We start from the raw sequence: 14045 nt of genomic DNA on the forward strand, positions 1-14045 counted from the left end.
AATTGATATATTAAGAACGTGATATTGCAATTTATGCAACACACTCACTGCGAGCGTATCGATATGGATTTACGTGATTTAAAGCTGTTCCTGCATCTGGCCGAAAGCCATCACTTCGGGCGCACCGCCAAGGCGATGCACGTCAGCCCGTCGACGCTCTCCCGCCAGATCCAGCGGCTGGAAGAGATCCTCGGGCAGCCGCTGTTCCTGCGCGATAACCGCACCGTGCAGCTGACCGACGCCGGCGAACAGCTGAAAGAATTCGCCCAGCAAACGCTGCTGCAATATCAGCAGCTGAAGCACTCACTCGGCCAGCACGGCCCTTCGCTCAGCGGCGAACTGCGGCTGTTCTGCTCGGTGACCGCGGCGTACAGCCACCTGCCGCCGATCCTCGATCGCTTCCGCGCGCAGCACCCGCTGGTGGAGATTAAGCTGACCACCGGCGACGCCGCCGATGCGGTCGACAAGGTGCAATCCAACGAGGCCGATCTCGGCATCGCCGGCCGGCCGGAAACGCTGCCCGCCAGCGTGGCGTTCACCAAAATCGGCGAAATCCCGCTGGTGCTGATCGCGCCGGCGCTGCCCTGCGCGGTGCGCAGCCAGGCGTTCGCCGACAGGCCCGACTGGGCCGAGATCCCGTTCATCCTGCCGGAGCACGGCCCTTCGCGAAAACGCATCGAGCTGTGGTTCCGCCGCCATCGCATCAGCAATCCGCTGATTTACGCCACCGTCGGCGGCCACGAAGCCATCGTGTCGATGGTCGCTCTGGGCTGCGGCATCGCACTGATCCCGAGCGTAGTGGTGGACAACAGCCCGGAGCCGGTACGCAACCGCATCTCGCAGCTGGATAACATCTCGATGGTCGAACCGTTCGAGCTGGGGGTCTGCGTCCAGAAAAAGCGCCTCAGCGATCCGCTGATCGACGCCTTTTGGCGCTTGCTGCATCCCCGCTGACGCGGGGTTTACAGATCCGCCGGGTCGATCTGCTTCATCGTCTCTACCTGCATCAGCCAGTGGTAGAGCGGCTCAAGCTGCAAAAATGCCCCGGCCAGCAGCGGCGCCAGATCGGCGCTGAACAGCTTTTCCACTTCGCTGTCGGTCACCATCACCGCAAACGACTTGCGGTTGTACCAGGTGGCGATCTCCGCCGCCTGTTCCTTCACCAGCGGGCGCTTGTAGCTCTCACCCACCAGCTCGAACGGCGGCCGGCAGCAGGCGGCCACCTCAAGGAAAGGCTGCGGCCGCTGCCTCAGCGTATGGCGGAACAGATCCATGGTCGGCTTGTTGGCGCTGTAGTAGCCGAGCCCATAGCGCAGCATGTCCGGCCCCAGTTCGAAAAAGTAAACCGGCGCGTCTTTCCAGTCTTTACTCGGGCGCTTGAACGTCAGCCACATGCGGCTGCGGTAGCGCGATTTGTCATGTGAAAAGCGCGTATCGCGATGAATGCGCGACAGCGTTTTGCCAATCGCCGGGCGAGTCTCGAACAGCGGATCGATCGCTAGCATGCCGGGAGCCAGCTGCTCGACCAGCGCGCGAAACGGCGCCAGCAGCTCGCGATCGTAGATGTCGCGGTTGCCGTCGAACCACGCCTTATCGTTCTCGATCCGCACCTGCTGCAGGAAATTCAGACCCTGCTGGCTAAAGCCGGAGAAGGGTTGCGTCATAAGTTTTTCCGTTCTGACGGTTTATCGGGTGTTGCGCAGATCTTCCCTCTGCCAACGGCGTTTGATAAATACGCGCCGACGCGTGCGAAAATAGGCGACATAGAGAGAGAACGCCGCCCGGTTGCTGAATAGCGCACCGCCAACCACGCCCCCCAGCAGCATGGCGACAGTGGCGATGCCGGTCATCCCCGCCGCCCACGCCGCCGCGGCGCCAAGGCAAAACAGGCCGAGCATGCCAAGGTAATATTGCAGCAATACCACCCCGCTGTTTTTACCCTGCACCAGTTGGAACAGGATCAACGTCATCCACACCGCCACGATCGCGCCGCTGCCCATGAGAACGGCGGCGGAAGTCTTGCCGCTCCAGGCGGCCGCCACGTCCGTGGCCAGGCCCATCACGCCCGCCAGCCCCAGCGTCAGGCATACCATCAGCAACATGACATTGCCGACGCCCGGCGGCGACAGCCGCTGGCCCGGCGTCAGGAAATGCTGCTCGAGCTGCGCATCCACACCGGCGAAAAGCACGCCATCGCGCGCCGCGATTTGGCGTTCCATCACGCGGCCTTGTGCCGCTAAGCGGGACAGCGGGCCGGGTAAACGCACCGGGCTCACCCCTGCAAAAAGAAGCGGAACGCCGGGTTGTCGGTTTCGTCGTGGCAATCGTAGCCCAGCGCCTGCAGGTGACGCTCGAATTCCGGCTCGCTTTGCGCCAGCTCGAAGGCCGCCAGCACCCGGCCGAAGTCGGTGCCGTGGCTGCGATAGTGGAACAGCGAAATGTTCCAGTGCGTGCCCAGCGTCTGCAAGAACTTCAGCAGCGCGCCCGGCGACTCCGGAAACTCAAAGCTGTACAGCCGTTCGCGCAGCGGCTTCGACGGACGCCCGCCCACCATGTAGCGCACGTGCAGCTTGGCCATCTCGTCGTCCGACAGATCCACCACCTGATAACCGTCGGCGTTGAGTTCGTCGATGATCTCCCGCCGTTCGGCGTGGCCGCGCGTCAGACGCACGCCGACGAAAATGCAGGCGTTGTCGGCATCGGCGTAGCGGTAGTTGAATTCGGTCACCGAGCGGCCGCCCAGCAATTGGCAAAACTTGAGGAAGCTGCCCTGCTGTTCCGGAATGGTTACCGCCAACAGCGCTTCGCGCTGTTCGCCCAGTTCGCAACGTTCGGAAACGTAGCGCAGCCCGTGGAAGTTGAGGTTGGCGCCGGACAGCACGTGCGCCAGACGCTCGCCCTGAATGTTGTGCTGCTGCACGTACTTTTTCAGCCCCGCCAGCGCCAGCGCGCCGGAAGGTTCGGCAATGGCACGCACGTCCTCGAACAGATCTTTGACCGCCGCGCAGATGGCGTCGCTGTCCACGGTGATCACGTCGTCCAGATACTCACGGCACAGGCGGAAGGTTTCGTCGCCGATGCGCTTCACCGCCACGCCTTCGGCGAACAGCCCGACGCGCGCCAGATCCACCGGATGGCCGGCATCCAGCGCCGCGCGCAGGCAGGCGGAGTCTTCCGCTTCGACGCCAATCACTTTGATCTGCGGCATCAGCTGCTTGATCAGCACCGCCACCCCGGCGGCCAGGCCGCCGCCGCCGACCGGCACGAAGACCCGATCCAGATGCGCGTCTTGCTGCAGCAGCTCCATCGCCAGCGTGCCCTGCCCGGCGATCACCGTCGGGTGATCGAACGGCGGCACGAAGGTCATGCCCTGCTGCTGGGAAAGCTCGATCGCCTTCGCCTTGGCCTCGTCGAAATTGGCGCCGTGCAGCAGCACTTCGCCGCCGAAACCGCGCACCGCATCCACCTTGATGTCCGCGGTGGACACCGGCATCACGATCAGCGTTTTGATCCCCAGCCGTTTACCGGAGAAGGCGACGCCCTGCGCGTGGTTGCCGGCCGAAGCCGTTACGACGCCGCGCGCCTTCTGCTCTTCGTCCAGCCCGGCGATCATCGCATAGGCCCCGCGCAGCTTGAAGCTGTGCACCGGCTGGCGATCTTCGCGCTTCACCAAAATGGTGTTGCCGAGGCGCGAAGAGATTTTGCTCATGGCCTGCAACGGGGTGACCTGCGCCACCTCGTAGACCGGCGAGCGCAGTACCGCTCGCAGATATTCCGCGCCGCAGGGGGCGCTGGGTAGGGGTTGAGAGACCGCCATACTGCTTATCCCCCCAGTTTGCTCTTGTCGCGCACCGCGCCTTTGTCGGCGCTGGTGGCCAACGAGGCGTAGGCGCGCAGCGCGAAGGAGACCTGACGTTCACGGTTTTTCGGCGTCCAGGCCGCGTCGCCGCGCGCCAGTTCCGCTTCATGCCGCGCCGCCAGCTCCTGCTCGCTGACGTCCAGTTGGATGCCGCGATGCGGAATATCGATCGCGATCATGTCGCCGTCCTGCACCAGGGCGATCAGGCCGCCGTTGGCCGCCTCCGGCGAGGCGTGGCCGATGGACAGCCCGGAGGTGCCGCCGGAGAAACGCCCATCGGTAATCAGCGCGCACGCCTTGCCCAGCCCCATCGATTTCAGGTAGGTGGTTGGGTAAAGCATTTCCTGCATGCCCGGCCCGCCTTTCGGCCCTTCGTAGCGGATAACGACCACGTCGCCCGCCACCACTTTGCCGCCGAGGATAGCTTCTACCGCATCATCCTGGCTTTCATACACTTTGGCCGGGCCGCGGAAGGTGAGGATTTCCTTGTCTACGCCGGCGGTTTTGACGATGCAGCCGTTTTCCGCCAGGTTGCCGTACAGCACCGCCAGCCCGCCGTCCTGACTGTAGGCGTGCTCACGGGTGCGGATGCAGCCTTCCTTGCGGTCGGTGTCCAGCGAATCCCAGCGGCAGTCCTGAGAGAATGCCTGCGTGGTGCGGATACCGGCCGGCCCGGCGGAGTACATTTTCTTGACGCTTTCGTCGTGGGTCAGCATCACGTCGTAGGCTTCCAGCGTCTGCGGCAGGGTCAGCCCCAGCACGTTGTTCACCTCGCGGTTCAGCAAACCGGCGCGATCCAGCTCGCCGAGGATGCCGATTACGCCGCCGGCGCGGTGCACGTCTTCCATATGGTATTTCTGCGTGCTCGGCGCCACCTTGCACAGGTGCGGCACTTTACGCGACAGGCGGTCGATGTCTTCCATGGTGAAATCCACCTCGCCTTCCTGCGCCGAAGCCAGCAGGTGCAGCACGGTGTTGGTCGAGCCGCCCATGGCGATATCCAGCGTCATGGCGTTCTCAAACGCCGCCTTGTTGGCGATATTGCGCGGCAGCGCGCTCTCGTCGTCCTGCTCGTAATAGCGTTTGGTCAGCTCGACGATGCGCTTGCCGGCGTTGAGGAACAGCGCTTTGCGATCGGCGTGAGTGGCCAGCAGCGAGCCGTTGCCCGGCTGCGACAGGCCCAGCGCCTCAGTCAGACAGTTCATCGAGTTGGCGGTGAACATGCCGGAGCAGGAACCGCAGGTCGGGCAGGCGGAACGCTCGATCTGCTCGCTGTCGGCGTCGCTGACGTTCGGGTTCGCGCCCTGGATCATCGCGTCCACCAGATCCAGCTTGATGATCTGATTGGAGAGTTTGGTCTTGCCGGCTTCCATCGGGCCGCCGGAGACGAAGATCACCGGAATGTTCAGGCGCAACGCCGCCATCAGCATGCCCGGGGTGATCTTGTCGCAGTTGGAGATGCACACCATCGCGTCGGCGCAGTGGGCGTTCACCATGTATTCGACCGAGTCGGCGATCAGTTCGCGCGACGGCAGGGAATAGAGCATGCCGCCGTGGCCCATGGCGATGCCGTCATCCACCGCGATGGTGTTGAACTCTTTGGCCACGCCGCCGGAGGCTTCGATCTGCTCAGCGACCAGTTTGCCCAGATCGCGCAGATGCACGTGGCCCGGCACGAACTGGGTAAAGGAGTTGACCACGGCGATGATCGGCTTGCCGAAATCGGCGTCGGTCATCCCGGTCGCGCGCCACAATGCGCGGGCACCCGCCATGTTGCGGCCGTGGGTGGTGGTGGCGGAACGGTACTTAGGCATGCTCTTTTCACTCCAAATGTATTTATGACAGGCGGCGAACGAACCGCCTGGATATTCTTATCTGTCTGTCTTGTCGTTACGGATTGACCGGATCCAGCCAGCCGTATTTGTCTTCTGTCTTGCCGCTGAACAGGCCGAAGAACGCCTGTTGGATCTGTTTGGTCACCGGGCCGCATTTGCCGATGCCGACCTGAATGCCGTCCACGCTGCGCACCGGCGTGATTTCCGCCGCGGTGCCGGACATGAACACTTCGTCGGCCAGGTACAGCGATTCGCGCGACAGTACCTGCTCGCGCACTTCGAAGCCCATGTCTTTCGCCAGCTTGATGATCGCGTCGCGGGTGATGCCCGGCAGCGCCGAAGAGGTGAACGGCGGGGTGTAAATCACGCCGTCTTTCACTTCAAACAGGTTCTCGCCCGCCCCTTCGGAAATGTAGCCGTGCACGTCGAGCGCGATGCCTTCCTGATAGCCGTGGCGACGCGCTTCGCTGCCCACCAGCAGAGAGGAAAGATAGTTGCCGCCAGCCTTGGCCGCGGTGGGGATGGTGTTTGGTGCGACGCGGTGCCAGGAGGAAACCATCGCATCGATGCCTTGATCCAGCGCCTCTTCACCCAGATAAGCGCCCCAAGGAAACGCCGCGATAATCACGTCCGTTTTGTAACCGGCCGGCGGGTTGACGCCCATGCCGACATCGCCGACGAACACCAGCGGGCGGATGTACGCGCTGACCAGGTTGTTCTTGCGCAGCGTGGCGCGGCAGGCTTCCATCAGTTCGTCAACGCTTTGCGAAACCGGCATGCGGTAGATTTTCGCCGAATCGTGCAGGCGCTGCATATGCTCGCGATGACGGAACACCACCGGCCCCAAGTGCGAGTCGTAGCAGCGCACCCCCTCAAATACCGACGTGCCGTAATGCAGCGCGTGCGACATCACGTGCACTTTGGCCTCGGCCCAAGGGACCATCTCACCATTGAACCAAATGTAATCGGCTTTCTTAGTCATTGTTATTTATCCTTCTCGACGCCTCAGGCGCGTATTTGTTGTGATGTTGGCTGCTGGATCTCGACGCAGGAGACGTCCATCAGTTTGCTTAATTGAGATGACAACAGGGCAACCGGGCGCGGGCTGGCAACGGTCAATTCGATATTGATGCTGTCGGCGTTGGCCGGGGAAACCATATTCATAGCACAAACCTGAAAGCCGCGATGACGCACGACCCGCAATACGCGCTCTAACATTTCGGGGCGAAAACGCGCCTGGATCGAGAGTTGATGCTGCATCATGATATTTCCTCCAACATGGTTTCGTTGCCGGCGCCCGGCGGCACCAGCGGCCAGACGTTTTCGAGTTCGTCGATAGAGACCTGCAGCAGATAAGGGCCTTCGGTGTTGAACAGCGCCTCGAGCGCGCCCTCCACCTGATCCTTGCGGCTGATGCGCTGGCCGGGAATGCCGAAGGCGGCGGCCAACATCAGGAAGTCGGGGTTATCGGACAGGTTGGTTTCACTGTAGCGGCCGTCGAAGAACAACTGCTGCCATTGACGCACCATTCCGAGGCGCTGGTTGTCCAGCAGCACGATCTTCAGCGGCAGCTGTTTGCGCTTGATGGTGCCCAGTTCCTGCACGTTCATCATGAAGGAGCCATCGCCCGAGACGCAGATCACCGTATCTTGCGGGCGCGCGATCTGGGCGCCTACTGCCGCCGGCACGCCGAACCCCATGGTGCCGAGGCCGCTGGAGGTGATGAAATTCTCCGGGCGTTCGAACGTCATGTGCTGCGCGCTCCACATCTGGTGCTGGCCCACGTCGGTGGTCACCACGCTGTTGGCCGGCTTGCGGGCGGACAGCTGGCGCAAGAACAGCGGCGCGTAGATCGGCTGGCCGGGGTGATCGTAGCGGCAGGCGTGGTCGGCTTTCAGCGCCGTCACCTGCTGCTGCCAGGGGGCGATGTTCAGCGGGCGCTGCAACGCCGGCAGCAACGCTTTAAGATCGCCCTGCAGGGCCACATGCGCCTGGCGCAGCTTGCTCATTTCCGCCGGGTCGATATCCATGTGGATCACTTTGGCGTGCGGTGCGAAGGCGTTCAGTTTGCCGGTCACGCGGTCATCGAAACGCGCGCCGACGGCAATCAGCAGATCGCACTCCTGCACCGCCAGGTTGGCGGCCTTGGCGCCGTGCATGCCCAGCATGCCGAGGTACAGCGGATCTTGCGCATCCGGCGCGCCCAGCCCCTTCAGGGTGGCGACGTTCGGCATGCGGGTCACGGCGATGAACTCGCGCAGCGCCGGCACCGCCTGCGCCATGCCCACGCCGCCACCGACGTACAGCATCGGTTTGTGCGCCTGCGCCAGCAGCTCGGCCGCCTCCGCCAACGCCGCCGCCGGGAATGCCGGCGCTTCGTCGACCGGCATCAGATGCGGGTGCAAATCGCCCTGCGCCAGCTGGATGTCTTTCGGGATATCGATCAGCACCGGGCCAGGGCGGCCGCCTGCGGCGATGGCGAAGGCTTCCGCCATAATGCCCGGCAGCGCGTCCAGCGATTCCACCAGGAAGCTGTGTTTGGTGCAGGCCAAGGACAGGCCGAGAACATCGATCTCCTGAAAGGCATCGGTGCCGATCAGCGCGGAACCCACCTGACCGGTGATGGCGACAACGGGAACGGAATCGAGCAGCGCATCAGCCAGGCCGGTGATCAGGTTGGTGGCGCCAGGGCCGGAAGTGGCGATGCAAACGCCGACTTTGCCGGTGGCGCGGGCGTAGCCGATGGCGGCCATCGCGGCGCCCTGTTCATGACGGCACAGCAGGTGTTCCACGCCGCCGTCGTACAGCGCATCGTACACCGGCATGATTGCCCCGCCCGGATAGCCGAATACGGTATCCACACCCTGCGCACGCAACGCTTGAACTACCCACTGAGCGCCATTCATAGTTATTTCCCCGCCTTACTTCGACAACCGCAGGATTTTGTTCTGTTTTTCATGCTCTGCCCCTTGCTCCACTTTTCTCTTGCCAATAAAAAACCCCCGGACCTGACGGTGCGGGGGTTCTCTTGCGATTCCGGCTTGTTTGCTAAGCCTTTCTTCGTCCAAGTGCAGCCCCGCACGGTGGGATAATAATCACCACCACGCTAATCACGACTAGGCTAATCACTTGGGCAAAGGCTTTCATAATGGGTTTGTTCACTGTGCTCATTCAGAACTAATGTTTACAGAGGTACCATAGTCGCGCGCGGCATGACAACACTTTTTTTGCGTTATTATTCGGCGCAATCTGGTCATACCTCACGCGAATCGCCCGGATTTCACACGTTGGCGCGCACGCCCGGATTTTTCACCGCGTCTGTGATCGCCTTGCCGCGCGTATCCTTGCCGAAGAACACCAACAGGGCGATCGCCAGCGCCACCGTACCGGCGACGATCGCCATTGCCAGGCCGTAATTATGCCCATGATGTTCGGCGATGGTCGCCTGCAGCGTGGCGTTGACCGAAGCGATCAGGTTACCCAGCTGGTACACGAACCCCGGCAGCACCGCGCGGGTATTGGCCGGCACCAGCTCAGTCAGGTAGGTCGGCACCACGCCCCAGGCGCCCTGCACCATGAACTGCATCAGGAAAGCGCCGATCCCCAACATCAGCGAACCGCTGGAAAATGCCCACAGCGGGATCACCGGCAGCGCCAGCAACGCGGCGATGATGATCGCTTTTTTGCGGCCGATCTTTTCCGACAACGAACCGAAGAAAACGCCGCCGATAATTGACGCGATATTGTAGCTAATGGCGATAATACTGACGGTTTTTGGATCGAAACCATGCTGAACTTTCAGAAACACCGGATACAGATCCTGCGTGCCGTGGGAGAAGAAATTGAACGCCGCCATCAGCAGCACCAGATAGCAGCACAGCTTCCAGTGGCTCTTCAACACCGGCAGCAAGGCAGAGCTTTCCTTGCGTTCACGCGCCGCCAGCCACACCGGCGACTCCTGCACGCAATAATAAATAAACGGCAGCAGCAGGATCGGCGCCGCGCCGATGACAAACATGCCGCGCCAGCCGACCGTTTCGAACAGCAGGCCGTACACCACCGCCGCCAGCAGATAACCGAACGGATAGCCGGCCTGGAAAATGCCCGACATCAGTCCGCGCGAGCGGTCCGGTATGGTTTCCATCGCCAACGACGACGCCACGCCCCAGATGCCGCCCATCGCAACGCCGTACAACACCCGCAACAGCAAGAAGACCGTCAGCGAGGGCGCGGCGGCGGAGAGCAGCTCAAACACCGAGAAGAAGACGATATTCAGCATCAGGATCGGCTTGCGGCCATATTTTTCCGCCGCACGCCCGAAGATCAGCGCGCCAATCGGGCGCACCGCCAGCGTGAGCAAAATCGCCAACGTCACCTGTTCCAGACCGACGTGAAAGGATTGCGCGATGTCACTGAGTAAGAATACCAGCACGAAAAAATCGAAAGCGTCGAGCGTCCAGCTTGAAAAGCTGGCGATTGCCGCGTTGCGTTGCAGCGGGGTCCAACCAAACATAATGTTATCCCTACCGTAGAGTACGAAGTCAGGAGGTTTAGCGGCTGCCGGGCAGAATGCGGCGGCGGTCGGGGTTTGTTAAATAAGTGATTTTTCTTTTAATCAATTGTTAAATACACCCGTTAACCCTATGGTTGCAATGCGTATGGGCCGCTAATATGTTGCAGCCTTCAGCGAATTGTTAATGGGTATTGCCGCAGGTTGCGAGGCGGCTCGCACAACCTCATTTATTTCGATGAAAATCAGCGATTACTCTGCTAAATGCATCGAAAAACCACCAATAACGCCGCGCAATACCCAGATGAATCACGCATCATGTCGCCCTCAGCAAGGAGAGCGATATGTCACTGGCGGTAATCTATAGCCGCGCCATCATCGGCGTTCAGGCCCCTTCCGTGACGGTGGAGGTGCATATCAGCAATGGCCTGCCCGGCCTGACGCTGGTCGGCCTGCCGGAAACCACGGTAAAAGAGGCGCGCGATCGGGTGCGCAGCGCCCTGATCAATAACGGTTTCACCTTTCCCGCCCGGCGCATCACCGTCAATTTGGCGCCCGCCGATCTGCCGAAAGAAGGCGGGCGTTACGATCTGCCGATAGCGCTGGCGATCCTCGCCGCCTCCGAGCAATTGCCCCTCGCACCGTTGGCGCGCTACGAGTTTCTTGGCGAGCTCGCGCTGTCCGGCTCACTGCGCGCGGTCAGGGGCGCGATCCCGGCGGCGCTGGCGGCGGCTGATGCCGGGCGGCAACTGATTCTCTCAACGGACAACGCCGCCGAAGTCGGCCTGATCGCGCAGTCGCACTCCCATACCGCCCGGCACCTGTTGGAAGTCTGCGCCTTTCTGCTCGGCCAGGGCGAACTGCCGGTGGCGGCCACGCCTCCCGCTGCGGACACCGCCTGCGACAGCGCCGATCTGCGCGATATCATCGGCCAGGAGCAGGCCAAGCGGGCACTGGAGATCGCCGCCGCCGGCGGGCATAACCTATTGCTGATTGGGCCGCCGGGCACCGGTAAAACCATGCTGGCCAGCCGCCTCACGGGCCTACTGCCACCGCTCACGGAGCCTGAGGCGCTGGAAAGTCTGGCGGTCGCCAGCTTGCAGCATCACATTCCCGCTGCCCTACCATGGCGCCAGAGGCCGTTTCGCGCACCGCACCACAGCGCCTCGATGGCGGCATTGGTCGGCGGCGGCTCACTGCCGCGACCGGGCGAGATCTCGATGGCGCATAACGGCGTGCTGTTTCTGGATGAACTGCCGGAATTCGAGCGTAAGGTACTGGATGCGCTGCGTGAGCCGTTGGAATCCGGCGAGATCGTGATTTCACGCGCCAACGCCAAGGTCTGTTTCCCCGCCAGAGTGCAGCTGATCGCGGCAATGAACCCCAGCCCGACGGGGCACTATCAGGGGCTGCACAATCGCGCCTCACCGCAGCAGGTGTTGCGCTATCTGGCCCGGCTGTCAGGGCCTTTTCTCGACCGTTTCGATCTGTCTATCGAAGTGCCGCTGTTGCCGCCGGGAACACTCAGTCATCGGAAAACACACGGAGAAAGCAGCGAACAAGTGCGGAAAAGAGTGCTGCTGGCACGCGCCCGGCAACTTGAACGCGCCGGTAAAGTCAACGCGCTGCTGAGCAACCGCGAAGTGGAACGGGATTGCGTTCTGCAGGCGCCAGACGCCGAGTTTTTGGAAGCGACGTTAAACTCGCTGGGGTTATCGGTTCGCGCCTGGCAGCGCATCTTGAAAGTGGCGCGCACGCTGGCGGATTTGGCGGGAGATGCTGAGCTCGACAGGCGCCACCTCAGCGAAGCGCTTGGCTATCGCAGCATGGACCGCCTGCTGTTACAACTGCATCGTAGTCTGGAATGAAAATGGGGCCCGCAGGCCCCATCGTCTTTAGTCTTCGCTGTCGCTGTAATCTTCTACTGCGTCAGCCTGCGGTTTACCGCCGGACAGAGTATGGAATTTCTTCGGGCGACGTGTGCGCGCCAGATATTTAGCCCATACTTTTTCCTGCTCGGTAGCCGCTTCGCGCTCACCGCGGCACACTGCGACGAACAGTTGTTCTTCTTCAGTGGCCGGCTGGCGTTTGCCCGAGTCCAGCTCGTTAAACGCGTAGCCGAAGCGCTCTAGCAATTGCGCCTCTTTAATGGTGAAATCGCCGTGACGGGAGAACCCGCGAGGGTAATGTTTATTATCAAAAAAACGATTGGTCGTGGTGAAGCTATCCGCCATCTGACACGCTCCTAATTCTCTTATGGCCGTGCTGTTTATGGCGCGGAGTATTAGATAGGCTTGACAGCGTGTAAAACAAAACATTTAAATCTTAACGACAAATTTTTTTGGAGATAGGTGTGGATACCGAATTACTGAAAACCTTTTTGGAGGTCAGTAGAACGCGTCACTTTGGCAGAGCCGCAGAATCTTTGTACTTAACGCAGTCCGCGGTCAGTTTCCGCATCCGTCAGTTAGAAAACCAGCTGGGCGCCAATTTATTTACCCGTCATCGCAATAATATCCGCCTGACGCCTGCCGGCGAGCGGCTTCTGCCCTATGCCGAGAGCCTGATGAACACCTGGCAGCTGGCGAAAAAGGAGGTCGTGCGTTCGCTGCAACACACCGAATTGTCGATCGGCGCTACCGCTTCGCTGTGGGAAGCCTATCTGACCCCTTGGCTACAGGCGCTCTATCAACAACGCGAAGCGCTGCAGCTAGAAGCCAGGGTGGCATTAAGGCACTCTTTGGTAAAACAACTGCATGAAAGGCAGCTCGATTTACTGATCACCACTGAACCGCCTAAGATGGATGAATTGGCCAGCCAGCAGCTGAGCAATTTCTCATTACGCCTGTTCTCATCCGCGCATCGTGACAAACAGGCCCCCATGCCCTACATCAAGCTGGAATGGGGAGCCGACTTCCACCAACAGGAAAGCCGCATGCTGGAAGGTGATAACGTGCCGGTGCTTACTACCACCTCCGCTCACCTGACGCGTCAGCTGTTGGAAACCACGGGTGGATGTGCTTTCCTGCCCAGCCAGTGGGAAAAAGAGTATCCACAGTTGGTGGCCGCCACCGAGATCCCGCCGATTATCCGCCCACTGTATGCCGTCTGGTTGCAAAACAGCGATCAACAGCCTTTGATTCGGCAATTACTTAAAATACCTTTAAATACCGCAGCCTAAAGCGTTATGGCGGCCTTAAACGCCGTCATCGTGGTCATGCCTGTCTATCACGCCAAAACGCGCCCATCGCCTTCTGAGAGAAGATAATGCAAAACGAGATAAGAATCAGGAAGCCGGTAGGATAGAGTTCGGAGGAACATGAAGCAACCAGGATCGGGCAAACATCGGCATATAGCGTCAAAAGCGCTCTATTCCAAAGCGGTAAGGAAGAACAATGATAGGCAAAAAAAAACCCTTTGCTTTCGCAAAGGGTTCTTAATATGGCAGGGGCGGAGAGACTCGAACTCGCGACACCCGGTTTTGGAGACCGGTGCTCTACCAACTGAGCTACGCCCCTAAATCTCGCTTAACATTATGCCTGCTAATAAAGCAGGCATAATTAAATAAGTGGCGGAACGGACGGGGCTCGAACCCGCGACCCCCTGCGTGACAGGCAGGTATTCTAACCAACTGAACTACCGCTCCACCGATTCTTTTACGTTGCATCTTTCGATGCCGGCAATATCGCGCTCTGCGATTTGCGCATTACCAGTCGTCACGCTGATAACGTTTATTTGATGCCTGGCAGTGTCCTACTCTCGCATGGGGAGACCCCACACTACCATCGGCGCTACGGCGTTTCACTTCTGAGTTCGGCATGGGGTCAGGTGGGACCACCGC

Annotated in this window: 13 protein-coding genes, 2 tRNA genes and 1 rRNA gene; 3 read left to right on the forward strand and 13 right to left on the reverse strand. The window is 60.8% G+C overall.

Annotated features, from left to right (window positions below; translation table 11 throughout):
- Window positions 1–63 precede the first annotated feature (63 nt).
- Window positions 64–954 (forward strand): HTH-type transcriptional activator IlvY, encoded by an 891-nt coding sequence (gene ilvY / locus ACK3CV_RS24125; RefSeq protein WP_033636409.1) that lies wholly within the window; start codon window positions 64–66, stop codon window positions 952–954.
- Window positions 955–962: 8 nt separating this feature from the next.
- Here ilvY and ACK3CV_RS24130 read toward each other — a convergent pair whose 3' ends face one another.
- The 9 genes from ACK3CV_RS24130 to ACK3CV_RS24170 form a co-directional block, all read right to left on the reverse strand.
- A complete protein-coding gene (locus tag ACK3CV_RS24130) occupies window positions 963–1664 on the reverse strand; it encodes a DUF2461 domain-containing protein (protein WP_033636410.1) in 702 nt (233 codons plus the stop codon).
- 21 nt (window positions 1665–1685) lie between these two features.
- Window positions 1686–2249: an immunity protein Sip4 gene (ssi4, locus tag ACK3CV_RS24135; RefSeq protein WP_033638622.1), complete on the reverse strand. Its 564-nt coding sequence runs from the start codon at window positions 2247–2249 to the stop codon at window positions 1686–1688.
- Between the two features lie 23 nt (window positions 2250–2272).
- Entirely contained in the window at window positions 2273–3817 is a 1545-nt protein-coding gene (ilvA, locus tag ACK3CV_RS24140; protein ID WP_015379394.1) for a threonine ammonia-lyase, biosynthetic, read from the reverse strand.
- 5 nt (window positions 3818–3822) lie between these two features.
- Window positions 3823–5673, reverse strand: a complete 1851-nt coding sequence (gene ilvD, locus ACK3CV_RS24145) for a dihydroxy-acid dehydratase (protein ID WP_047729631.1) — start codon at window positions 5671–5673, stop codon at window positions 3823–3825.
- A gap of 76 nt (window positions 5674–5749) precedes the next feature.
- Entirely contained in the window at window positions 5750–6676 is a 927-nt protein-coding gene (locus ACK3CV_RS24150; protein WP_033636413.1) for a branched-chain amino acid transaminase, read from the reverse strand.
- A gap of 23 nt (window positions 6677–6699) precedes the next feature.
- Complete coding sequence (gene ilvM, locus ACK3CV_RS24155; RefSeq protein ID WP_004929955.1) at window positions 6700–6957, reverse strand: acetolactate synthase 2 small subunit; 258 nt, start codon at window positions 6955–6957, stop codon at window positions 6700–6702.
- A complete protein-coding gene (ilvG, locus tag ACK3CV_RS24160; protein ID WP_033636414.1) occupies window positions 6954–8600 on the reverse strand; it encodes an acetolactate synthase 2 catalytic subunit in 1647 nt (548 codons plus the stop codon). Before ilvG ends, ilvM begins: the two co-directional genes overlap by 4 nt.
- A gap of 142 nt (window positions 8601–8742) precedes the next feature.
- Window positions 8743–8841 carry an ilv operon leader peptide gene (gene ilvL / locus ACK3CV_RS24165; RefSeq protein WP_013814970.1) on the reverse strand — a complete coding sequence of 33 codons (99 nt, stop codon included), beginning with the start codon at window positions 8839–8841 and terminating at the stop codon, window positions 8743–8745.
- Between the two features lie 133 nt (window positions 8842–8974).
- A complete protein-coding gene (locus ACK3CV_RS24170) occupies window positions 8975–10207 on the reverse strand; it encodes an MFS transporter (RefSeq protein ID WP_033636415.1) in 1233 nt (410 codons plus the stop codon).
- A gap of 341 nt (window positions 10208–10548) precedes the next feature.
- On the opposite strand from ACK3CV_RS24170, the gene ACK3CV_RS24175 reads away from it, so the two are divergent.
- Complete coding sequence (locus ACK3CV_RS24175) at window positions 10549–12072, forward strand: YifB family Mg chelatase-like AAA ATPase (protein WP_164040497.1); 1524 nt, start codon at window positions 10549–10551, stop codon at window positions 12070–12072.
- A 27-nt stretch (window positions 12073–12099) separates the two neighbouring features.
- On the opposite strand, the gene ACK3CV_RS24180 is transcribed toward ACK3CV_RS24175, so the two are convergent.
- Complete coding sequence (locus ACK3CV_RS24180) at window positions 12100–12438, reverse strand: MaoP family protein (protein WP_004929946.1); 339 nt, start codon at window positions 12436–12438, stop codon at window positions 12100–12102.
- Between the two features lie 119 nt (window positions 12439–12557).
- Between ACK3CV_RS24180 and hdfR the strand changes: the two genes are divergently transcribed.
- Window positions 12558–13385, forward strand: a complete 828-nt coding sequence (gene hdfR / locus ACK3CV_RS24185) for an HTH-type transcriptional regulator HdfR (RefSeq protein ID WP_033636417.1) — start codon at window positions 12558–12560, stop codon at window positions 13383–13385.
- 261 nt (window positions 13386–13646) lie between these two features.
- On the opposite strand, the gene ACK3CV_RS24190 is transcribed toward hdfR, so the two are convergent.
- The 3 genes from ACK3CV_RS24190 to rrf all read right to left on the reverse strand — a co-directional run.
- Window positions 13647–13722, reverse strand: a tRNA-Trp gene (locus ACK3CV_RS24190).
- Between the two features lie 51 nt (window positions 13723–13773).
- Window positions 13774–13850 (reverse strand) — tRNA-Asp (locus ACK3CV_RS24195).
- A 94-nt stretch (window positions 13851–13944) separates the two neighbouring features.
- Window positions 13945–14045 (reverse strand): 5S ribosomal RNA (rrf, locus tag ACK3CV_RS24200); the annotation flags it as partial.

This window comes from Serratia sp. TSO36 (assembly GCF_057808395.1).

Bases quoted from the DNA above. Each gene is read 5' to 3' on its own strand.
- ilvY (WP_033636409.1), top strand. From the start codon at position 64: ATGGATTTACGTGATTTAAAGCTGTTCCTGCATCTGGCCGAAAGCCAT.
- ACK3CV_RS24130 (WP_033636410.1), bottom strand. From the start codon at position 1,664: ATGACGCAACCCTTCTCCGGCTTTAGCCAGCAGGGTCTGAATTTCCTG.
- ilvA (WP_015379394.1), bottom strand. From the start codon at position 3,817: ATGGCGGTCTCTCAACCCCTACCCAGCGCCCCCTGCGGCGCGGAATAT.
- ilvD (WP_047729631.1), bottom strand. From the start codon at position 5,673: ATGCCTAAGTACCGTTCCGCCACCACCACCCACGGCCGCAACATGGCG.
- ACK3CV_RS24150 (WP_033636413.1), bottom strand. From the start codon at position 6,676: ATGACTAAGAAAGCCGATTACATTTGGTTCAATGGTGAGATGGTCCCT.
- ilvM (WP_004929955.1), bottom strand. From the start codon at position 6,957: ATGATGCAGCATCAACTCTCGATCCAGGCGCGTTTTCGCCCCGAAATG.
- ilvG (WP_033636414.1), bottom strand. From the start codon at position 8,600: ATGAATGGCGCTCAGTGGGTAGTTCAAGCGTTGCGTGCGCAGGGTGTG.
- ilvL (WP_013814970.1), bottom strand. From the start codon at position 8,841: ATGAAAGCCTTTGCCCAAGTGATTAGCCTAGTCGTGATTAGCGTGGTG.
- ACK3CV_RS24170 (WP_033636415.1), bottom strand. From the start codon at position 10,207: ATGTTTGGTTGGACCCCGCTGCAACGCAACGCGGCAATCGCCAGCTTT.
- ACK3CV_RS24175 (WP_164040497.1), top strand. From the start codon at position 10,549: ATGTCACTGGCGGTAATCTATAGCCGCGCCATCATCGGCGTTCAGGCC.
- ACK3CV_RS24180 (WP_004929946.1), bottom strand. From the start codon at position 12,438: ATGGCGGATAGCTTCACCACGACCAATCGTTTTTTTGATAATAAACAT.